The organism is Stenotrophomonas sp. YJH_SMC_135 (assembly GCF_059372355.1).
The window spans coordinates 132,975-153,421 of record NZ_JCAFVN010000005.1; the positions used below are offsets into that span (position 1 = coordinate 132,975).

Here is a 20,447-nt window from a genome sequence, read left to right on the forward strand (position 1 = left end):
GCCCCGGCCGTCGCGGTCAGGGCCGCATGTGGTAGTTTTTTCCGGGTTTCCGGCGCTGGCCCTCGTGCCTCCCCACGCGCCGCTTCCTGGAAGAAGCATGCATACCATTGAAGTCGTCCTGGCGATGCTGGTGGCCGTTGTCGCCAGCGGCTACCTGGTTCGCGTCCTCCCGTTCTCGCTGCCGTTGCCGCTGGTGCAGATCGGCCTGGGCGCGGTGATCGCCGGCGTGTTCAACCGCGGCCATGCGCTGGAGCCGGAAGTGTTCTTCCTGCTGTTCCTGCCGCCGCTGCTGTTCCTGGACGGCTGGCGCATTCCCAAGCAGGGCCTGTTCCGCGACAAGGGCGCGATCCTCGAACTGGCGTTCGGCCTGGTGGTGTTCACCGTGATCGGCGCCGGCCTGCTGATCCACTGGATGATTCCGGTGATGCCGCTGGCAGTGTGCTTCGCGCTGGCGGCCATCGTCTCGCCGACCGACCCGGTGGCGGTCGGGGCGATCGCCTCCAAGGCACCGATCCCGAAGCGCCTGATGCACATCCTGGAAGGCGAGTCGCTGCTCAACGATGCGTCCGGCCTGGTCTGCTTCCGTTTCGCGGTGGCCGCGGTGATGACCGGCTCCTTCTCGCTGGCCACGGCCTCGCTGACCTTCCTGTGGGTGGCGGTGGCCGGCCTTGCCGTGGGCGTGGCGGTCACCCTCGGCGTGTCCACCTTCCAGCGCTGGTTGTGGCGCCGCTTCGGCGAAGAGCCGGGTGCGGCGATGCTGGTCAACCTGCTGATTCCGTTCGCGGCCTACCTGCTCGCCGAAGAAATCCATGCCTCGGGCATCCTCGCTGCGGTCGCCGCCGGTATCGCGATGAGCTACGTCGAGCTGACCGGCCGTGTCTCCGGCAGCATGCGCGTGCAGCGCGCGGGCGTCTGGAACATGCTGCAGTTCAGCTTCAACGGCATCATGTTCGTGTTGCTGGGCGAGCAGCTGCCGGGCATCGTCGAGCGCGCCACCACCACCATGAACGAGTCCGGCCACCAGAGTGCCTGGTGGCTGCTGGTATACGTGGTGGTGATCAACCTGGCGCTGATCCTGCTGCGCCTGCTGTGGGTATGGCTGTCGCTGCGCTGGAACCTGCTGCGCGCGCGCCGCCGTGGCCTGGAGCGGGGCGAGGCGCCGAACTGGCGCATCGTGGTGGCGACCTCGGTGGCTGGTGTGCGCGGCGCGATCACCCTGGCCGGTGTGTTGACCCTGCCGCTGTTCCTGCCCGATGGCAGTGCGTTCCCGGCGCGCGACCTGGTGATCTTCCTGGCCGCGGCGGTGATCCTGTTCTCGCTGATCGGCGCCAGCGTGGCGCTGCCGCAGCTGCTGAAGGGCCTGCAGCTGCCAGCCGATTCGGGCGAGCGCAAGGAAGAGGACCTGGCACGCAAGCTGTCCTCGAAGGCCGCGCTGGCCGGGGTCGAACGCATGCGCCAGCAGCTGGTGATGAACCAGAACACCGAGAACGTGCAGCTGTACAACGATGCTGCCTCGCGGGTGAGCCTGCTGTACCAGCGGCACCTGGAGAAAGACAACGACGGCCCCGACGTGGACCCGGAGAAGGTGCGGCGCATGGAACTGGGTTACCGCCAGCTGCGCAGCGCGGGCCTGAATGCCGAGCGCGAGGAACTGTTCCGGTTGACCCGGCGCGGGGTGATCTCCGATGAGATCTCGCGGCGCCTGATCCGCAACCTGGACCTGCTGGAATCGCGCAAGCGCGAATGACGCGGCGGTCGTGCGCCGTCGAGCGGGGTCAGGTCCCTTTCCGCAGGAAAGGGACCTGACCCCAGGTCGGAACAGCGGGTTATTCCGGCTTCTGGTCCAGGAAATACACCTCGACCTTGCCCTTGACCTTGATGGTCATCGGATTGCCGCGGCGGTCGCGGGCCTTGCCGGCCTGCACGCGGATCCAGCCTTCGCTGACCGAGTATTCCTCGACGTTGTCGCGCTCGACGTCGTTGAAACGCACGCCAACGCCGCGCTCCAGCGCCTGCGCATCATGGAAGGGGCTGGCCGGGTTGATCGCCAGGTGGTCGGGAGGGGTATCGCTCATCGCTTCATTCACAGTGACGGCCACCAAGGCCGGCTTCAGCGGCACAGGATAAACCGTAGAATGCGGGCCTGCCCCAGAGGACGTTCCGCCATGCCCGACAACAGCGACTATTTCGACTTCGAGGAAGACATCCACGACTTCGACGAGGAGGGCTTCGAGGCGCGGGTCTGGAACCTGCTGGTGCTGATCAACCCGGGCGACGAAGAGCTGGCCCTGCAGCAGTTCAACCGCTGGCGCGAGCACCTGTCCGAGGACGGGCAGCCGCTGGAAGCGGACAGCGACTGGCTGCCGGCGCTGTTCACCGCCATCGCCTGGCAGTCCGGTTTCGATGTGGAGCGCGATGACCTGGAATCGCTGCAGTCGGCGGTGAACGAGCTGTCGGCGCGCTTCAACCTGCAGCTGGACTGGGGCGGCGACCTGGACGACGAGGACTTCGCCGAGGGCCTGGACGGCGTGCAGCTGATGTCCACCGCCTTCGACCGCCTGCGCGAGCACAACTACACGCTGTGGAGCGTGGATGCCGGCAGCGACGGCTTCACCGGCGTGATGGCGCTGACCCGCGACGACGACGCGATGCTGGCGCTGTGCTCGCTGCTGAACGTGGAAATCCGGCTGGGCAGCGACCCGTTCTGAGCGATGGGCCGATCCGCCGGGCACGACCCGGCGGGGACGATCTGCTGGGCGCGGCCTACGGCCGGTACTGCGCCCTGGCGTTGGCAATCACCGCTTTGACCAGGTCACGGTCGGTGTGCCGGGAAATCGCCCGCGCACCGAGCGCTATTGCCTGTGCGCGCAGCTCGGTAGTGACGTCGTAGTGCGCACCGCTGGCCTTGTTCTGGAAGGCCCGCAGGGGAATGCCGAGCTGCGCCGCCATCGCGTGCAGCTCGGCCAGGGTGTCGGCCATCAGGTGCGCCCAGCGCTGTCCGCGCCAGGGATGCACCGCGTCATCGACGTAGACCGTCACCCGCCGCGGCCGGTTCAGGCCTGCGGCTTGCTGTCGCTGTCAGCGGCCGGGGCGGCCTCGGCAGCGGCTTCTTCGGCCGCGTCGCCTTCGACGGCTTCGCCTTCTTCGCCTTCAGCGGCGTCGACGCCTTCGAACTCGGCAACCAGCTTGTCCAGGTATTCGTCAGCGGTCTGCTCGGATTCGGCAGCCAGGGTGTCCAGCAGCTTCTGCAGCAGTTCGGAGTACTCCAGGTTGACCTTGCGGCCTTCCTTCTCCTGCACGTTGGCCAGGTGCTTGAGCATGGCCAGCATCGGTACCGGATTCTCGGCGTTGCCCATGGTCTGGCCGCCGATCGCCAGCAGCCACTCACGGCCCTGCAGGCCGATGGCCGCGACCACCTGGCCGTCTTCGTTGGTCAGCACGGCATGGTTCTGCACCTGCTGCTGGGCATTCAGGCGGAGGAACGGGCGCTTGGCCTGCTGCTTCTTGCGCTTGTCGCGCTTGGCCTTGGAGTTCTGGGACATGGAGTGGGGTCACCTGGAAACGGAAAGACCGCCATTGTACCGGCCGCACGCAGGCGGGGTCAGATCCCTTTCCATGGGAAAGGGATCTGACCCCGGTTCAATGTGCCACGGGCGCGGCCTCACCTTGCGCGGCCTGCACGTCCGGGTCCGCGGTCGGCGCCGACAGTCCCACCTGCGGGCCGGCACCGGCCAGGGCGGCCGCTTCGGCGGCCTGGGTCATCACCACGATGCTGATGCGGCGGTTGATCGGGTTCTGCGGGTCGGCCTTGTCGAACAGCACCGACGAAGACAGGCCGACCACGCGGGTGATCTTGCTGTCCTCCAGGCCACCGTCCACCAGCGCACGCCGTGCGGCGTTGGCACGATCGGCGCTCAGCTCCCAGTTGCCGTAGCCGCGCGCGGCCGAATAGGCGGTGATGTCGGTGTGGCCGGTCAGGCTGATCCGGTTCGGCACATGGTTCAGGTAGTTGGCCAGCTCGTGCAGGATCTGTTGCGTGTACGGCTTCAGCGTAGCGCTGCCGAGGTCGAACATCGGCCGGTTCTGCTTGTCCACGATCTGGATGCGCAGGCCTTCCGGGGTCAGGTCCAGCAGCAGCTGGTCCTTGAACGGCTCCAGTGCCTGGCTCCTGCTGATCGCTTCCTGCAGTTCCTTCATCAGCGCTTCCAGCTGCTGCTTGTCGCGCTGCTGCTGGTCCACCGGCTGTGGCACCGCTTCCTTCTGGTTCTGGAAGGGATCGTTGCTGCTGCCGCGCGAGATGTCGGTGGCACCACCCAGCTTGATCATCGAGGTGCTGGCGCCGCCCGGACCGGCCATGCCGGGCGCCGGCGTGGCGTTCTGCCCGCTCAGCGGGCTGGGGTTGCGGAAGTACTCGGAAATGGCCGCACGGTCGTTCTTGTTGGTGGTGGCCATCAGCCACAGCACCAGGAAGAACGCCATCATCGCGGTCACGAAGTCAGCATAGGCCACCTTCCACGAACCGCCATGATGGGCGGCGTGGCCGGCCTTCTTGACCCGGCGGACGATGACAGTGGGCTTGGTCTCGGCCATGGTTTACTTGACCGTCTTCAGGTGCTGCTCGAAATCGGAGAAGGCCGGGCGCACGTTCGACGGCAGCGTCTTGCGGGCGAATTCCAGCGCGATCTTCGGGTTGTAGCCGCGCAGGCAGGCCAGCAGGGCGGTCTTGACCGATTCGTAGATGCGGCTGTCCTGCTCGGCGCGGGCCTCCATTGCTGCCGCCATCGGGCCGACGAAGCCGTAGCCCAGCAGGATGCCGAGGAAGGTACCGACCAGCGCGCCGGCCACGTGGCCACCGACCTCGACGATGTCACCGCCGATCGAGCCCATGGTGATGACGATGCCGAGCACCGCCGCGACGATGCCGAAACCGGGCAGTCCGTCGGCGACCTTGGTCAGCACCTGCGACGGCGCCATGGCCTCGGCGTGGTGCTTCTCCAGTTCCAGCTCCAGCAGCGGCTCGAGCTCGTGCGGCTCGATGTTGCTGCCGATCATCAGGCGCAGGCAGTCGGTGATGAAGTCGATCAGGTGGTGGTCGGCCTGCACCTTGGGGTAGTTGGCGAACAGGGCGCTCTCGGCCGGCCGCTCGACATGGTCTTCCAGGGCCATGAAGCCTTCGCGGCGGGCCTTGTTGAGCAGTTCATAGAGCAGGCTGAGGACATCGATGTAGTCCTGCTGCTTGTAGCGCGGGCCCTTGAACACGCCGACCATGGCCTGCAGGGTCTGCTTGACCGTCTTGGCCGGGGTGCCGACCAGGAACGCACCCAGTGCGGCACCGCCGATGATGACCAGCTCGTAGGGCTGCCAGAGGGCACCCAGGCGGCCGTGGGCACCGAGGTAGCCCCCGATCACGCTGATGATGACGACCAGGAATCCAACGATGATGAGCATGGGGCGACGCAAGGAGAGGGGATATCTCCTTGTCGGCCCGTCACCCCGTTTTCTGAAGAGGGAATTCTGTGAAATCGGTCGGCGGGGTGTTTCAGCCCGCCACACCGCTTTCCGCGCCGCCACGCTGCAACGGGTCGGGCCAGGGCTCGCCATTGCCGGTGAACGAAAGTGAGACGGAGTTCAGGCAGTGGCGCTCGTAGGTGGGCGGCGGACCATCCGGGAATACGTGGCCGAGGTGGCTGCCGCAGCGCGCGCAGGTGATCTCGGTGCGCACCATGCCATGGCTGGTATCGCGGATCTCGCGCACGTGCGCCGGGTCGAACGGGGCGAAGAAGCTGGGCCAGCCGGTGCCGGAATCGAACTTGGTGCTGGAGCGGAACAGCGGCAGCGCGCACAGCCGGCAGCAGTAGACGCCCTCGCGCTTGTTGTCCAGGAACACGCCGCAGAACGGCGCTTCGGTACCGTGCTGCAGCAGCACGCGGCGCTCTTCGCTGCTGAGGCCGGCGATCAGCGCCTCGGTCTGGGTGGCAGTGGGGGGCGTCAGGTCGAAGGCAGTCATGCCGGCTCTCCGTGGGGTCGATGGCCTAGGGATGCCGGAAAACGTGGGGGTGCCGGCGCGCGCTTGCAAGTGTGACGGCCGTTCATGGGCGGCACACAGGTGCAGGCGCAAGGTAAATGCGATCCACGCCGGAGCGTGCCATGAAACCGACCCTTCCCCTGCTGCTGATGGCCCTGTTGCCCACGTTGGCGCTGGCCCAGGTGCCTGCTGCCGACCCGACGGTCACCCGCAGCGCGACCACCGTGGCTCCGGCGCCGGTAGTACCGCCGCCGCAGGCCGCACGCCCGCAGCCGCAGGTGCTGCCGTCGCCGCAGCCGGCGCAGCCGATCAGGTCCACGGGTCCTGCCCGGATTGCGCCCACCCCGGCGCCGAGGCCGGCCGACAAGGTCTATGACCGCAATGGCCGCATCGTGCCTGGCGTGCGCCCTGCTGGCCCGAACCGGGTGTTCGATTCGCGTACCGGCCGCTATTACGACAGCGTGCCGGCCGGCGATGGGCAGCAGATCAAGCGCTGACCTCGGATGCCAGGCAAGGGTGGCAGCTTCCACACACTGCACGGCCTGAACGCACGAAAACAACATCCTGCCGATCACTGCTTTTTCGCCTGCGATTAACCGTGCCGGGACCACCGTGGCCCTGCGCCGGCATTCCGCCGCCGCATGTCCTTTGTCCACTGGATCGCGATCATGAAAAACCAGCAGAACCGTCATCCCGGCAAGGAGCCGCAGGGCCGCAACCCGCAGCAACAGCAGCAACAGCAACAGATGGAACCGCAGCAGCCGCACAAGGGTGGCAAGCAGCAGGAACAGCGCTCGCAGAAGCATCCGCAGCAGCGCTGACTGTCGACATGACCGGGGTCAGAGTCCGCTGCGCGGGATCTGACCCCTTGCCTGACCCCGACCGGGGCCGGATCCCGCAACGCGGGCTCTGACCCCAACCTGCGACCGCCTCAATCCGGAATCGGCAGGCTCAGCGTTTCCTTCACTTCTTCCATCACGATGTAGCTTTTGGATTCACGCACATGCGGCAGTGTCAGCAAGGTGCTGCCGAGCAGCTTGCGGTAGGAGGCCATCTCACTGATCCGCGCCTTCAGCAGGTAATCGAAGTCGCCCGAGACCAGATGGCACTCGAGCACATTGGGCAGCTTCAGGGCGGCGCGCCGGAACTCTTCGAAGATGTCACCGGACTTGTAGGCCAGGCTGATCTCCACGAATACCAGCAGGCTGGCCTTCACCGCCGCCGGGTCCAGGTGGGCGTGGTAGCCGGTGATCACCGCTTCGCGCTCGAGCCGGCGCACGCGCTCGGTGCACGGGGTGGTCGACAGGCCGACCCGCTCACCCAGTTCGGTGAAGGAAATACGGCCCTCCGCCTGCAGGATGCGCAGGATCTTGCGGTCGATCTTGTCCAGTTCGCGGGTACGGGTGGCCATGGCCGTCAACCTTGGGGAATGAATTGCAGGAGAACATCCTGCCGGTTGATTTCAAAACAGGCAAATCAACTGGGAATGGCTGTCTATACTTCCCCAATTATGGTCCCGGCACGCTCCAGTGCAGGGAATGATCGGGTTGGAGAAGTCCCATGCGAGTTCTAGTCCTCGGCAGCGGCGTGATCGGCACCACCAGTGCCTGGTACCTGCGACAGGCCGGGTTTGAAGTCACGGTCATCGACCGCCAACCCGGCCCGGCGCTGGAAACCAGCTTCGCCAATGCCGGCCAGCTGTCGTTCGGCTACACCTCGCCGTGGGCCGCCCCGGGCGTGCCGAAGAAGGCCATCGGCTGGCTGTTCGAGAAGCATGCGCCGCTGGCGATCAAGCCGGGCATGGACCTGGCCCAGTACCGCTGGCTGTGGCAGATGCTGCGCAACTGCACCCACGAGCGCTACGCGATCAACAAGGCGCGCATGGTGCGCATGTCCGAGTACAGCCGCGACTGCCTGAACGAGCTGCGCGCGCAGATCGGCATCGAGTTCGAAGGCCGCGACCTGGGCACCACGCAGCTGTTCCGCACCCAGCAGCAGCTGGATGCCTCCGCGCAGGACATCGAGATCCTGGCCCAGTACGGCGTGCCGTACGAGGTGCTGGACCGCGCCGGCATCATCCAGGCCGAACCGGCCCTGGCCCATGTCGACGGCCTGGTCGGCGCGCTGCGCCTGCCGCGTGACCAGACCGGCGACTGCCAGCTGTTCACCCGGCGCCTGGCGCAGATGTGCGTGGACGCCGGCGTCGAGTTCCGCTTCGACCAGGACATCACCGGCCTGGAGTTCGAGGGCGACCGCATCACCGGCGTGCGCATCGACGGCAAGCGGGAAACCGCCGACCGCTTCGTGGTCGCGCTCGGCAGCTATTCGCCGGCGCTGGTCGCACCGCTGGGCATGCGCCTGCCGGTGTACCCGCTGAAGGGCTATTCGCTGACCCTGCCGATCACCGACCCGGCGATGGCGCCGACCTCGACCATCCTCGACGAGAGCTACAAGGTGGCGGTCACCCGCTTCGACGACCGCATCCGCGTCGGTGGCATGGCCGAAGTGGCCGGTTTCGACCTGTCGCTGTCGCAGCGTCGTCGCGAGACCCTGGAGCTGGTGGTCAGCGACCTCTACCCGAAGGGCGGCGACCTGTCGCGCGCGCAGTTCTGGACAGGCCTGCGCCCGGCCACGCCGGACGGCACGCCGGTGATCGGCGCCACGCCGTTCCGCAACCTGTACCTCAACACCGGCCACGGCACCCTGGGCTGGACCATGGCCTGCGGCTCGGGCCGTTACCTGGCCGACCTGATGAGCGCGCGCCAGCCGCAGATCAGCACCGAAGGCCTGGATATTTTCCGCTACGGCCAGTACGGTCACGCCCCGCAACATGAGAACCGCACATGCGTCCTGCCCGCGCGCTGATCGATCTGGGCGCCCTGCGCAGCAATTACCGGCTTGCCCGTGAACTGGGCGGTGGCAAGGCCCTGGCGATCATCAAGGCCGATGCCTATGGCCATGGCGCGGTGCGCTGTGCACAGGCGCTGGAAGGCGAGGCTGATGGTTTCGGCGTGGCCACCATTGAAGAGGCGCTGGAACTGCGCCAGGCCGGGATCCGTGCGCCGATCCTGCTGCTGGAAGGCATCTTCGAACCCAGTGACATGGCGCTGGTGGCCGAGCACGATTTCTGGTTCGCGGTGGGTTCGCCGTGGCAGCTGGAAGCGCTGGTCGCATTCGAAAGCCCGCGCCCGCTGACCGTTTGGCTGAAGCTGGACAGCGGCATGCATCGCCTCGGCCTGGACGTGGACAGCTTCCGCACCGCGCATGCACGCCTGTCGGCGCTGCCGCAGGTCGAGCGCATCGTGCTGATGACCCACCTGGCGCGTGCCGACGAGCTGGACAGCGAACGCACCCATGAACAGGCGGCGACCTTCGCGCGCGCCATCGACGGCCTGGATGGCGAGACCAGCGTGTGCAATTCGCCGGCACTGCTGGGATGGCCGGATGTACGCAGCGACTGGGTGCGCCCGGGCCTGATGCTGTACGGCGCCAATCCGCTGCCGGACAACACCGCGCTGACCGAGCGCCTGCGCCCGGTGATGACGATGCAGTCGAAGGTGATTGCCGAGCGCTGGATCGAGGCCGGTGAGCCGGTGGGCTATGGCGCACGCTTCGTGGCCAAGGCACGTACCCGCGTGGGCGTGGTCGCGCTTGGCTATGCCGACGGTTATCCGCAGTTCGCCCCCAACGGCACGCCGGTACTGATCGATGGCCAGCCCGGCGTACTGATCGGGCGCGTGTCGATGGACATGCTGACGGTGGACCTGACCGCGCATGCGCAGGCCGGCATCGGCAGTGTGGTGGAACTGTGGGGTTCTGCGCCGACGCTGTCGGAACTGGCGCCGCGCTGCGGCGTGAGTGCCTACCAGCTGCCGTGCGCGGTCAAGCGCGTGGCGAAAGTCTACGTGTAGAGCCGAGCCCGCGCTCGGCTCTGGTAGCAGCCGACCTTGGTCGGCACCGTGCAATGCGTGTCGACCAAGGTCGACACCTGCCGGCAGGTAGAGCTGCCCGGAATCATCGTGCAGCAGTAGCCCGCGTGCTCAGCTCACGCTTCACCCAGTCGTCGATCAGGCGCTTCTCGTAGCGCAGCGGATCGCTGTCGCTCTTCAGCCCCAGGTTGTGCAGGTAGCCGGTGTCGCTGAGCTTGGCTTCGCCCTCATCGACGATGCGACCGCTGGCGTCCTTCAGCGTGTACTGCAGGGTGATCCGCGGCGGATAGATGTCGCGCATGATCCGGATGTCGCTGCCGCGCGGGCCGTGCCAGGGCTCGTAGTCGCCGGCGCGCTTGATGTCGACCAGGGTCACGTCCAGGGTCTGCCCGGGCTGCAGCGGCTTGGCCGCCGTGGTCTGCACGTAGCTGGCCAGCTGCTGCACCCAGTTGCCGCGTTCGGCCTCGAAGCGGTTGGTGCTCTGGCGGATTTCGGTGAATCCGGCTGGATCGTCCCACTTCACGCTGACCGGGCCATTGGCCTGCAGCGCGCGGGGCGCATCCGGATCGGTGACGGCGCGCGGCGCGGCGTTCGCGCTGCCCGCCATGAGGGCGCCTGCCAGCAGCAGGGCAGTGGCCAACGAGCGGTTCATGACGGTCTCCTGCGCCCCATCGACGGGGACGATGCGATTTATAGATCGAGTGTGATCCCGCTTTCCAGCCACCGCAACGGCCGATTGCGACACCGACAAGAGCGGTTGCCGCCAATTCATCGTCGTCAACCATGACTGACGGCGCTTGACGCTGTGAATACGCGCTTTGGAAGATGCTGTGCTTCCAATCCGGCCCGTCCAGACGCCCTTGTCCACACTGCCGCCCCTCGTGGAGCGCCCACCGATGATGGTGCAGGCGCCCGAACCCGACCTGCATCATGGCGTGCTTGAGCGCATCAACGCTGGTTTCTGCGTGATCCAGGTGCTGTTCGAGGGCGATCGTGCGGTCGACTATCGTTTCCTCGAGGTCAACGATGCCTTCGAGCGCCACACCGGGCTGAAGGATGCGCGTGGACAGCGCATGACCGAGCTGGAACCCAACCATGAGCAGGACTGGTTCCGCATCTACGGCGAGGTCGCACGCAGCGGCCGTCCCGCCCAGTTCGAGATGGAAGCGCGTGCGCTGGGTCGTTCGTTCGCGGTCGACGCGGTGCGCGTGGGCCGGCCAGGCGAGGACAAGGTCGGCATCCTGTTCTTCGACATCACCGCGCGCAAGCAGATGGAAGTGGAGCTGGGCGAGAGCGAAGCGCGCTTCAGCGCACTGGCCGACGGCCTGCCGATGCCGGTGTGGGTGCTCGATGAGCGCGGCCATGCCCGTTTCGTCAACAGCGCCTTCAGCGAGTTCTTCGGTGGCGACGAGACGCGTGTGCCGGAAGATGTCTGGCGCGGCCTGGTGCATCCGGACGATGCGTCGGTATTCGAATACGAACTGCAGGAAGCGCTGAAGGCGCAGCGTTCGATGCACGCGCTGGTGCGTGCGCGGCGCGCCGATGGCCAGTGGCGTTGGCTGGAGATGAACGCACGCCCGCGTTTCTCGCGGATGGGCCGCTTCATCGGCCTGGCCGGCAGCAGCCCGGACGTGACCGAACGCCGCGAGATCGAACTGGCCCGCGAGGAACTGCTGCAGTCCGAACGCGCCGCGCGCAGCGCTGCGGAGAACATGGCGCGGCTGAAGGACGAGTTCCTGGCCACGCTGTCGCATGAACTGCGTACGCCGCTGACCACCATCCTCGGGTGGAGTGAGCTGCTGCTGCAGCGTGTGGACAACACCAGCCCTCTGTACAAGGGCCTGAACGTGATCGCCAACAGCGCCGGCGCGCAGAAGCGGCTGATCTCGGACATGCTGGACCTCAGCAGCATGCTGCTGGGCAAAGTGCAGCTGGAGGTGGAAGTGCTGGACCTGCGCACGGTGCTGGGCGAGGCCATCGGCGCGCAGGAACTGGTGGCCGAAGGCAAGGCACTGGACGTGCACCTGCAGCTGCCCGAACAGCCGAGCCTGGTGCTGGGCGATGCCACGCGCCTGCAGCAGGTGTTCTGGAACCTGCTCTCGAACGCGATCAAGTTCACCCCGGCTGAAGGCCGCATCGACCTGCAGCTGCGGGCCGACGGCAACCACTGGGAGATCACCGTGCGCGACACCGGTGATGGCATCGCACCCGAATTCCTCAATCACCTGTTCAGCCGCTTCCGCCAGGCCGATGGCACCACCACCCGGCGCCATGGTGGACTGGGACTGGGCCTGGCGATCGTGCAGCAGCTGGTCGAACTGCATGGCGGCACGGTCGCTGCGGCCAGCGAGGGGCACGGCCATGGCGCTACGTTCACCGTGCGCCTGCCGCAGCACCTTCCCGATGCCGAGCGGCGCCCGCTGCGCGAAGTGATCAGCGGGCCGATCCTGGAACCGGTGATCGTCGAGCCGTATCCGCTGCGCGGCATGCACGTGCTGGCGGTGGAAGACCAGCCGGAAGTGCTGGAGTACCTGCGGCGCATGCTGGAAGAGCAGGGCGCCAGCGTGTCGGCGGCCAGTTCGGCCGGTGAGGCGCTGGCGTTGCTGGCCGACACCGGCCATCTGCAGTACCACGTGATGCTGACCGACATCGGCATGCCGGGCATGGATGGTTATGGCCTGGTGCGCACGCTGCGCGAGGACATGGGCGTGGATGCCACGACCCTGCCCGCGGTCGCCGTCACCGCGCTGGCGCGTGCCGATGACCGCCGCCGTGCGCTGGCGTCGGGTTTCCAGGAACACGTGGCCAAGCCGTACTCGGTGGCGCAGCTGGTGGCTGCGGTACGCAAGGTGCAGGTACCCCGCGCCGACAGCGCGCTGCACTGAGCATTCACGGCCGATCGGCGACCCTGCATGCAGGAGGTCGCCGATGTCCCGCATAGCTCCCCGTATCCATACCGATCCGGCGCAGATCGCGCGCCTGGAAGCCCTGCTGCCGCAGCTGGAAGGTGAAACGCAGGTGGAACTGATTCTGCACGATGGCCGTCGCCTGCTCGGCACGGTGGCCGTGAGGCCAACCGTGCAGCAGTACCGCAACGTCGCTGGTGATGAAGGCAGCAACGGCCAGCTGCGCCTGGATGACTACGACACGCCGGTGCAGCAGCACCATGTGTGGCTGGACGAGATTGCCAGCATCAACCGCCTGCCACCCAAGGCGCCTTGATCCGAGATAGAGCCGGGCCCACGCTCGGCTGGCGCCCGAGCATCTGCTCGGGCGCTACGGATGTGTCAATGCTCGAACAAGGTCGGCGTCGCTTCGAACCGGCGCGCGTAGGCGCGTTCTTCCGCCACCCGGGCCACCTCGTCATCGGCCAGGTCCGGTGCGCCATATACCGCATAGGCCACGCTGCCATCGGCGCCATGGCCGACCTGGTGCAGCCGGTAGCGCGAGTGCCCGCCGCCGGTGTCCTCGGGGTAGTGCACGGGCGGATGGCTGCCTTCCAGGTCCATTTCACTGTTGTCGACGACGCCACCGACGAACAAGGCTCGCATGCAGGTTCTCCTGGGTTTCCGGGGGAGCCTCTACCCTGAACGTTTCAATGTTTCTGGCAGATCAAGGCCCCGTTCGGGTTTCGCAAAGCGGCCTGCCGGGGCCGGCCCGGCCAAGCCGGTACAATGGACAGCCCTCACGCTTGAAGTACCCGCGCCGATGGCCTCCAGCGACGACGCCCCCCTGCAGACCCTGCTCCTGCCGTTCTCCCAAGGCGCCCTGCGCTGGCCGGAGGGCCCGGTGGCTTTCCTGCGTGCCCGCGATGGCTGGCCGCTGCGCGAAGCGGCCGGCAACCGCGAGCTGCACTGCGAACAGAGCTTTGCCCCGTTCGCGCAGCCGCTGCAGCTGGCCGCCGGCTGGACCGTCAGCGGCCAGCTGGACGATGTGGCCGGCAAGGGCCGTTACCCGCTGGTGCTGGTGCTGCCACCGCGCCAGCGTGAAGAAGCCCGTGCGCTGTTCGCCCGCGCGTTGGCGCTGGTCGCCGAGGGCGGCCGCATCGTTGCCTGCCAGGCCAACAACGAAGGCGCGCGCTCCGGTGAAGGCGACCTCAAGCAGCTGGCCGGTCTCGGCGGCTGCCTGACCAAGAACCACTGCCGCGTGTACTGGACCGCCCCGCTGCAGGGCCAGCACGACGCCGACCTGGCCAAGCGCTGGTCGGCGCTGGATGCGGTGCGCCCGATCATGGGCGGACGCTTCCTCAGCCGCCCGGGCGTGTTCGCCTGGGACCGCATCGATCCGGCATCGGCGCTGCTGGCCGAGCACCTGCCGGCCGACCTGGCCGGCCGCGCCGCCGACCTTGGCGCCGGCTACGGCTATCTCTCGCGCGAGCTGCTGGAACGCTGCCCGAAGATCACCGCGCTGGACCTGTACGAGGCCGAGCAGCGTGCGCTGGCCCTGGCCGAACTGATCCTGGCGCCGCCGCCGCGCGCGCTGCCGCTGCGCTTCCTGTGGCGCGACGTCACCGCCGGCATCGAGCCGGGCTACGACGTCATCATCAGCAACCCGCCGTTCCACACGCCGTCGCGTGCCGACCGCCCGGACATCGGCCAGCGCTTCATCGCCGTGGCCGCGCAGGCGCTGCGCCCGGGCGGGCGCCTGTACGTGGTGGCCAACCGCCATCTGCCGTACGAGCACACCCTCAACGACAGCTTCGGTGCGGTGCGCGTGGTCGCCGAGCGCGACGGTTTCAAGCTGGTTGAAGCAGTGAAGGGGAAGGGCAAGTGAAGCTGGTCAAGCTGATCGCCAACCTGGGCTATGGCAGCCGCAAGCAGGTGCAGTGGATGTTCCGCGAAGGCCGCGTCACCGACGCCGACGGTGAGGTGCTGTACGCCGATGACCAGGTGCCGCACGAGGCGATCCGCGTCGATGGCGAGCCGCTGGACCCGCCGGTGGGGCTGTCGATCGCGCTGCACAAGCCCGCCGGCTACACCTGTTCGACCAAGGACACCGGCCGCCTGATCTACGACCTGCTGCCGCCGCGCTTCCGCGACCGTGATCCGGTGCTGTCCACGGTGGGCCGCCTCGACCGCGAGACCAGTGGCCTGCTGCTGCTGACCGACGATGGCGGCCTGCTGCACCGGATCATCTCGCCGAAGTCGAAGCTGCCGAAGGTCTACGAAGTCGAGTTGAGCGAGGACCTGCGCGGCGACGAAGTGGCGTTGTTCGCCAGCGGCACGCTGATGCTGGAGTCCGAGAAGACGCCCCTGCTGCCGGCTGAACTCGAAGTGCTGGAGGCGCGTCGCGCACGCCTGGTACTGCATGAAGGCCGCTACCATCAGGTACGCCGCATGTTCGCCGCCACCGGCAACCACGTGCAGGCCCTGCACCGCAGCCGCGTCGGCGGGCTGGACCTGCAGGGGCTGGACGAAGGGCAATGGCGGCAGCTCACTTCCACCGACCTGGATACGTTGTTCGCTCCATGACCCCCTTCGCTGCGCTGCCGTTCCTGCCCGACGCCGTCATCTTCGACATGGACGGCCTGATGATCGACAGCGAGCGGGTCTCGCTGGCCTGCTGGAGCGAGGCCGCCGACGAATTCGGGCTGGGCCTGGAGGAAGCGGTGTTCCTGCGCATGGTCGGCCTCGGCGACCACGATACGCATGCGTTGCTGCGCGCGCAGGGCATCGAGGACAGCGTGATCGACGCGGTGGCGGCACGTTGCCATGAACTGTACGAAGCACGCACGCAGACCGGGCTGCCGCTGCGGCCGGGCATCCTGGAGCTGCTGGAGCTGCTGAAGGCGCACGCGGTACCGCGTGCGGTGGCGACCACCACGCGGCAGCCGCGCGCCAACCGCAAGTTGGCGGCCGCAGGCCTGCTGCCGTACTTCGATGCCGTGATCACCAGTGGTGATGTAGCGCGGCCGAAGCCCGCGCCGGATATCTACCTGCTGGCCGCGCAGCGGCTGGGCCAGGCGCCCGAACGTTGCCTGGCGCTGGAAGATTCACCGGCCGGCACGCGGGCCGCACTGGCCGCCGGCATGACCGTGATCCAGGTGCCGGACCTGGTGCATCCGGATGAAGAGCTGCGCGCACTGGGCCACCGCATCGTCGGCTCGCTGGTGGACGCGCACGCCCTGCTGCTGCCGCTGCTGCCGAAGTAGCGGTGGGTGCCGACCTTGGTTGGCACTGAGCCGGGCATGGGTTCGGCTCCACATCTTCTGGTGGGTGCCGACCGTTGGTCGGCACACCTGTTCAATCACACCCGCCCGAACACCAGCGCAGCGTTGGTGCCACCGAAGCCGAAGCTGTTGGACATCACCGTGTCCAGCTTCTGCTCGCGGCTCTCGCGCAGGATCGGGAAGCTCTCCACCTTCGGGTCCAGCTCGCCGATGTTGGCCGAACCGGCGACGAAGCCATCGCGCATCATCAGCAGGCAGTAGATCGCCTCGTGCACGCTGGCCGCGCCCAGCGAATGGCCGGACAGCGCCTTGGTCGAGGACAGCGGTGGTACCGCATCGCCGAACACTTCACGGATCGCGTTGAGCTCGGTGACATCGCCCAGCGGGGTCGAGGTGCCGTGGGTGTTGAGGTAGTCCAGCGGGCGATCGACGCCCTGCAGTGCCATCTTCATGCAGCGCACCGCGCCCTCGCCGGACGGCGCGACCATGTCGGCGCCATCGGAGGTCACGCCGTAGCCGATCAGCTCGGCATGGATGCGCGCGCCACGCGCAACGGCGTGGTCGTAGTCCTCCAGCACCAGCATGCCGCCGCCACCGGCGATGACGAAGCCGTCGCGGTCCTTGTCGTACGGACGCGAGGCGCTGGCCGGGGTCTCGTTGAAGCTGGTCGACAGCGCGCCCATCGCATCGAACATCACGCTCATCGACCAGTGCAGGTCTTCACCGCCACCGGCGAACATGATGTCCTGCGCACCGTGGCGGATCATGTCCGCGGCAGCGCCGATGCAGTGCGCCGAGGTCGCGCAGGCGGCCGACAGCGAGTAGCTGACGCCCTTGATCTGGTAGGCCGTGGCCAGGCAGGCCGAGACCGTCGAGCACATCGTGCGCGGCACCATGTACGGGCCGACCTTGCGCACGCCACGTTCGCGCAGCAGGTCGACCGCGCCGATCTGCCATTCGCTGGAGCCGCCGCCGGAACCGGCGATCAGGCCGGTGCGCAGGTTGCTGACCTGCTCGGGGCTGAGCCCGGCATCGGCGATGGCATCGCGCATGGACAGGTAAGCGAAGGCCGCCGCATCGCTCATGAAGCGCTTCTGCTTGCGGTCGATCAGCGCCTCCAGATCGAGGTCGACGCGACCGCCGACCTGGCTGCGCAGGCCCGCTTCGGCATGGTCGGCCAAGGCGGTGATGCCCGAGCGCCCTTCGCGCAGCGCGGCCGAAACGGTATCCAGATCATTGCCGAGGCAGGACGTGATGCCCATGCCGGTGATGACGACGCGACGCATCAGAAGCTCCCGGTTTCAGTGAACAGGCCGACGCGCAGGTCGCGCGCGCTGTAGATTTCGCGGTCATCCACGTACATGCGGGCGTCCGACTGGGCCATCACCAGCTTGCGGTTGATGACACGGCTGATGTCGATCTCGTAGCGCACGAGCTTGGCGTCCGGCAGTACCTGGCCGGTGAACTTCACCTCGCCGCAGCCGAGTGCGCGGCCCTTGCCGGGGGCACCCAGCCAGGTCAGGAAGAAGCCGGTCAGCTGCCACATGGCGTCCAGGCCCAGGCAGCCGGGCATCACCGGGTCGCCGATGAAGTGGCAGCCGAAGAACCACAGGTCCGGGCGGATATCCAGCTCGGCGCGTACCATGCCCTTGCCGTGCGGTCCGCCGTCCTCGTGGATGTCGGTGATGCGGTCGAACATCAGCATCGGATCGTTGGGCAAACGGCCGGCGGCGGTGCCGAACAGTTCACCGCGTGCGCTGGCCAGCAGCTGTTCGCGGTTGAACGCGTGGAGACGGGTCATGAAGCACAATCCTGGAAGCGGGGAAACAGGGAAACAAGCGTTCGAGGATGCCCGTGGAAACTGCGCCGATCAAACATTTCAACCGTACGCAACCGTAGTGTTTTCAATGGAATACGCGCATCCTGTTGATGTGCAACGACCATACTTCGGCGTGTGGCCCGTTCGGCACGCCCCCGCCCTTTCCGCCTGACATGACCCGACTGCGCAAGATCATCCACGTCGACATGGACGCGTTCTACGCGTCGGTGGAGCAGCGCGACGATCCGTCACTGCGCGGCAAGCCGGTGGTTGTGGCATGGCGCGGCGCGCGCTCGGTGGTGTGTGCGGCGTCCTACGAGGCACGCGTGTTCGGCGTGCGTTCGGCGATGCCGGCGCTGCGCGCCGAACGCCTGTGTCCGGACGCGATCTTCGTGCCGCCGGACTTTGCACGTTACAAGGCGGTGTCACGCCAGGTACGCGAGATATTCCTGCGCCACACCGACCTGGTCGAGCCGTTGTCGCTGGACGAGGCCTACCTGGACGTGACCGAGCCGAAGAGCGGCATCGAACTGGCCACCGACATCGCCCGCACCATCCGTGCGCAGATCCGCGAGGAGACGAACCTGACCGCTTCAGCCGGGATCGCGCCGAACAAGTTCCTGGCCAAGATCGCTTCGGACTGGCGCAAGCCCGATGGCCAGTTCGTGATTCCACCGCAGCGGGTGGACGCCTTCCTGCTGCCGCTGCCGGTGAACCGGGTGCCAGGCGTCGGCAAGGTGATGGAAGGCAAACTTGCCGCGCGTGGCATCGTCACCTGCGGCGACCTGCGGCAGTGGTCCCTGGTCGACCTGGAAGAGGCGTTCGGCAGTTTCGGCCGCAGCCTGTACAACCGTGCACGCGGCATCGACGAGCGGCCGGTGGAACCGGACCAGCAGGTGCAGTCGATCTCCTCGGAGGACACCTTTGCCGAGGACCTGTTGCTGGAAGACCTGGGCGAGGCGATCGTGCAGCTGGCGGAGAAGACCTGGAATGCCACGCGCAAGACCGAACGCGTCGGCCACACCGTGGTGCTGAAGCTGAAGACCGCGCAGTTCCGCATCCTCACCCGCAGTTTCACCCCGGAGCGCCCGCCGGAATCGATGGAAGAACTGCGCGACATCGCACTGGCCCTGCGCGCCCGCGTCGACCTGCCGGCGGAGACGCGTTACCGCCTGGTCGGCGTCGGGCTGGGTGGGTTCCGCGAAAAGGAGGCCATGGTGCAGGGGGAATTGTTCGAGCACGGACCGAGCGATTCCACATCCCTCTGATCGGCAAAGGCGGGGTCAGAGCCCGTTGCGCAGCAACGGGATCCGACCCCAGCAGATTGCCGAGATCTGTCGAAGGCGAGGTGGGTCCGGTTGCGGGGGCGTGAGCGGCATGGATGCCGCGACCAAGCCCCCATGGACGGGTTCACGGCGTCCCCTGCCATCGGACCCACCCCGCCAACCCACAGATATCCAGCTGTTGCCGTTGCATTGAGCAGGTGCAGGGCGCAGCCCTGCAAAACAACCCTTTACCTCAAGGCCACTGCATCTCGCCCTTGGCCACTTTCGCACTCAGCTCCAGCGATGCCACGCCATCCAGCTTCGGGTAGCGCGACTGCATTGCTTTCACCAGCGCCGCACTGTCCCTGGCCTTTGCCGTCTCGGCATCGAACGCGCGGATGTAGTCCGCGGTGAAGCGCAACGCACTGGCATCCAGCGCCGCACCCGGCGCGTAATGCCCCGGCACCACCACCTTCGGCTTCAGTGCCTGCAACCGCTGCAGGGTCTGCAGCCAGTCGGTGTGCGACTTCGGCGTCTGCGTGTCGGCCATCCACACGTGCTCGCCGGCCACCACCGGAATGCCACCGACGATCGCGCGCAGCGACGGCACCCACAGCACCGTGCGGTCCGGGGTCGGGCCATCCAGGCCGATCAGCGGCAGGCGCTGGCCTTCCAGCTCCAGGGCATCGCCATCCAGCACCTGCGGCAGCACGATGCGCGCGGGCACGTCGGCACCCATCTTCGGTCCCCAGTAGGCCAGCTTGCCGGCCTGGGTCTGCTGGATATGGGCGACGGTCTGCGCGGTGGCGACGATGCGCGCCTGCGGGAACGCGTCCTGCAGGGTAGCCAGGCCGAAGTAGTAGTCCGGATCACCGTGGCTGATGTAGATCGTTGTCAGCTGCTTGCCGCTGGCGCGGATCAGCTCGACCAGCTTGCGCGCATCGCTGGCACCAAACTGCGCATTGACCAGGATCGCGTCGTGGCGGCCTTCGATCAGCACCGAGGACACCGAGAACATTGCCTGCGGGCCGGGATGGAAGGTCTGCAGGTGCAGCTGGGATTTCGTCGCCGCCGCCGGCGCCGTGGTGGCCGGTGCGGCCAGCAGCGGCGCACTGGTGAAGCTGGCGGCCAGGGCGAGGGGAAGCAGCAGGGCAGCGGTACGCATGGGAATTCCTTGTGTAGAGCCGGGCCAATGCCCGGCTGCATGTTCGCGTAGAGCCGAGCGCGGGCTTGGCTCTAC

General features: G+C 67.4%; 24 protein-coding genes. 12 read left to right on the forward strand and 12 right to left on the reverse strand.

What is annotated here, in order from left to right:
- Positions 1–97: 97 nt before the first annotated feature.
- Positions 98–1,747, forward strand: a complete 1,650-nt coding sequence (locus AC5P98_RS17155) for a Na+/H+ antiporter (RefSeq protein WP_014645794.1) — start codon at positions 98–100, stop codon at positions 1,745–1,747.
- Positions 1,748–1,826: 79 nt separating this feature from the next.
- Here the strand turns inward: AC5P98_RS17155 and AC5P98_RS17160 are convergent, their stop codons facing one another.
- Entirely contained in the window at positions 1,827–2,075 is a 249-nt protein-coding gene (locus AC5P98_RS17160) for a DUF3297 family protein (RefSeq protein ID WP_005415112.1), read from the reverse strand.
- A gap of 90 nt (positions 2,076–2,165) precedes the next feature.
- Here AC5P98_RS17160 and AC5P98_RS17165 point away from each other — a divergent pair, with 90 nt between their 5' ends.
- Positions 2,166–2,708, forward strand: coding sequence for a DUF6630 family protein (locus AC5P98_RS17165; RefSeq protein WP_032959249.1), 543 nt, complete (start codon positions 2,166–2,168; stop codon positions 2,706–2,708).
- Between the two features lie 55 nt (positions 2,709–2,763).
- Here AC5P98_RS17165 and AC5P98_RS17170 read toward each other — a convergent pair whose 3' ends face one another.
- The 5 genes from AC5P98_RS17170 to msrB all read right to left on the reverse strand — a co-directional run bounded on the left by AC5P98_RS17170 (position 2,764) and on the right by msrB (position 6,007).
- Complete coding sequence (locus tag AC5P98_RS17170) at positions 2,764–3,039, reverse strand: DUF4031 domain-containing protein (RefSeq protein ID WP_049408292.1); 276 nt, start codon at positions 3,037–3,039, stop codon at positions 2,764–2,766.
- Between the two features lie 14 nt (positions 3,040–3,053).
- Positions 3,054–3,542 (reverse strand): hypothetical protein, encoded by a 489-nt coding sequence (locus AC5P98_RS17175; protein WP_049408290.1) that lies wholly within the window; start codon positions 3,540–3,542, stop codon positions 3,054–3,056.
- A gap of 97 nt (positions 3,543–3,639) precedes the next feature.
- On the reverse strand, positions 3,640–4,590 hold the full coding sequence (gene motB, locus AC5P98_RS17180; RefSeq protein WP_014645798.1) for a flagellar motor protein MotB: 951 nt from the start codon (positions 4,588–4,590) through the stop codon (positions 3,640–3,642).
- A gap of 3 nt (positions 4,591–4,593) precedes the next feature.
- The gene (gene motA, locus AC5P98_RS17185) at positions 4,594–5,448 is read right to left on the reverse strand and encodes a flagellar motor stator protein MotA (protein ID WP_014645799.1); all 855 of its coding nucleotides are present in this window, start codon (positions 5,446–5,448) and stop codon (positions 4,594–4,596) included.
- Positions 5,449–5,539: 91 nt separating this feature from the next.
- Entirely contained in the window at positions 5,540–6,007 is a 468-nt protein-coding gene (gene msrB / locus AC5P98_RS17190) for a peptide-methionine (R)-S-oxide reductase MsrB (protein ID WP_005415117.1), read from the reverse strand.
- 140 nt (positions 6,008–6,147) lie between these two features.
- On the opposite strand from msrB, the gene AC5P98_RS17195 reads away from it, so the two are divergent.
- Both AC5P98_RS17195 and AC5P98_RS17200 read left to right on the forward strand, forming a co-directional pair.
- Positions 6,148–6,522, forward strand: a complete 375-nt coding sequence (locus tag AC5P98_RS17195) for a hypothetical protein (protein ID WP_014645801.1) — start codon at positions 6,148–6,150, stop codon at positions 6,520–6,522.
- 144 nt (positions 6,523–6,666) lie between these two features.
- Positions 6,667–6,846, forward strand: a complete 180-nt coding sequence (locus AC5P98_RS17200) for a hypothetical protein (protein ID WP_049408287.1) — start codon at positions 6,667–6,669, stop codon at positions 6,844–6,846.
- A gap of 110 nt (positions 6,847–6,956) precedes the next feature.
- Here AC5P98_RS17200 and AC5P98_RS17205 read toward each other — a convergent pair whose 3' ends face one another.
- Positions 6,957–7,436, reverse strand: coding sequence for an Lrp/AsnC ligand binding domain-containing protein (locus tag AC5P98_RS17205; protein WP_004140558.1), 480 nt, complete (start codon positions 7,434–7,436; stop codon positions 6,957–6,959).
- Positions 7,437–7,585: 149 nt separating this feature from the next.
- Between AC5P98_RS17205 and AC5P98_RS17210 the strand changes: the two genes are divergently transcribed.
- Both AC5P98_RS17210 and alr read left to right on the forward strand, forming a co-directional pair.
- Positions 7,586–8,890 carry a D-amino acid dehydrogenase gene (locus AC5P98_RS17210; protein WP_032959242.1) on the forward strand — a complete coding sequence of 435 codons (1,305 nt, stop codon included), beginning with the start codon at positions 7,586–7,588 and terminating at the stop codon, positions 8,888–8,890.
- A complete protein-coding gene (alr, locus tag AC5P98_RS17215; protein ID WP_049408284.1) occupies positions 8,869–9,936 on the forward strand; it encodes an alanine racemase in 1,068 nt (355 codons plus the stop codon). Before AC5P98_RS17210 ends, alr begins: the two co-directional genes overlap by 22 nt.
- 103 nt (positions 9,937–10,039) lie before the next feature.
- Here the strand turns inward: alr and AC5P98_RS17220 are convergent, their stop codons facing one another.
- A complete protein-coding gene (locus AC5P98_RS17220) occupies positions 10,040–10,606 on the reverse strand; it encodes a DUF3016 domain-containing protein (protein WP_014645805.1) in 567 nt (188 codons plus the stop codon).
- Positions 10,607–10,850: 244 nt separating this feature from the next.
- Between AC5P98_RS17220 and AC5P98_RS17225 the strand changes: the two genes are divergently transcribed.
- Together AC5P98_RS17225 and AC5P98_RS17230 are read left to right on the forward strand one after the other, a co-directional pair.
- Positions 10,851–12,839, forward strand: a complete 1,989-nt coding sequence (locus AC5P98_RS17225; RefSeq protein ID WP_014645806.1) for a hybrid sensor histidine kinase/response regulator — start codon at positions 10,851–10,853, stop codon at positions 12,837–12,839.
- Positions 12,840–12,882: 43 nt separating this feature from the next.
- Positions 12,883–13,176: a DUF3247 family protein gene (locus AC5P98_RS17230; RefSeq protein ID WP_032959238.1), complete on the forward strand. Its 294-nt coding sequence runs from the start codon at positions 12,883–12,885 to the stop codon at positions 13,174–13,176.
- Positions 13,177–13,241: 65 nt separating this feature from the next.
- Here the strand turns inward: AC5P98_RS17230 and AC5P98_RS17235 are convergent, their stop codons facing one another.
- Positions 13,242–13,505, reverse strand: a complete 264-nt coding sequence (locus AC5P98_RS17235; RefSeq protein WP_005407925.1) for a hypothetical protein — start codon at positions 13,503–13,505, stop codon at positions 13,242–13,244.
- Between the two features lie 157 nt (positions 13,506–13,662).
- Here AC5P98_RS17235 and AC5P98_RS17240 point away from each other — a divergent pair, with 157 nt between their 5' ends.
- From AC5P98_RS17240 to AC5P98_RS17250, 3 genes are read left to right on the forward strand one after another with little or no spacing between them, the layout of a single operon-like run.
- Entirely contained in the window at positions 13,663–14,727 is a 1,065-nt protein-coding gene (locus AC5P98_RS17240) for a class I SAM-dependent methyltransferase (RefSeq protein WP_495230122.1), read from the forward strand.
- Positions 14,724–15,425 carry a pseudouridine synthase gene (locus AC5P98_RS17245; RefSeq protein ID WP_014645809.1) on the forward strand — a complete coding sequence of 234 codons (702 nt, stop codon included), beginning with the start codon at positions 14,724–14,726 and terminating at the stop codon, positions 15,423–15,425. The genes AC5P98_RS17240 and AC5P98_RS17245 overlap by 4 nt, the downstream gene beginning before the upstream one ends.
- Positions 15,422–16,105 (forward strand): HAD family hydrolase, encoded by a 684-nt coding sequence (locus AC5P98_RS17250; protein ID WP_014645810.1) that lies wholly within the window; start codon positions 15,422–15,424, stop codon positions 16,103–16,105. The genes AC5P98_RS17245 and AC5P98_RS17250 overlap by 4 nt, the downstream gene beginning before the upstream one ends.
- Positions 16,106–16,200: 95 nt before the next feature.
- On the opposite strand, the gene fabB is transcribed toward AC5P98_RS17250, so the two are convergent.
- On the reverse strand, positions 16,201–17,409 hold the full coding sequence (fabB, locus tag AC5P98_RS17255) for a beta-ketoacyl-ACP synthase I (RefSeq protein ID WP_049408278.1): 1,209 nt from the start codon (positions 17,407–17,409) through the stop codon (positions 16,201–16,203).
- A complete protein-coding gene (fabA, locus tag AC5P98_RS17260; RefSeq protein WP_014035851.1) occupies positions 17,409–17,924 on the reverse strand; it encodes a 3-hydroxyacyl-[acyl-carrier-protein] dehydratase FabA in 516 nt (171 codons plus the stop codon). The genes fabB and fabA overlap by 1 nt, the downstream gene beginning before the upstream one ends.
- A 191-nt stretch (positions 17,925–18,115) precedes the next feature.
- Here fabA and dinB point away from each other — a divergent pair, with 191 nt between their 5' ends.
- Entirely contained in the window at positions 18,116–19,210 is a 1,095-nt protein-coding gene (dinB, locus tag AC5P98_RS17265) for a DNA polymerase IV (protein ID WP_049408302.1), read from the forward strand.
- Positions 19,211–19,460: 250 nt separating this feature from the next.
- On the opposite strand, the gene AC5P98_RS17270 is transcribed toward dinB, so the two are convergent.
- Positions 19,461–20,372 carry an MBL fold metallo-hydrolase gene (locus AC5P98_RS17270; RefSeq protein WP_049408276.1) on the reverse strand — a complete coding sequence of 304 codons (912 nt, stop codon included), beginning with the start codon at positions 20,370–20,372 and terminating at the stop codon, positions 19,461–19,463.
- Between the last annotated feature and the right edge of the window lie 75 nt (positions 20,373–20,447).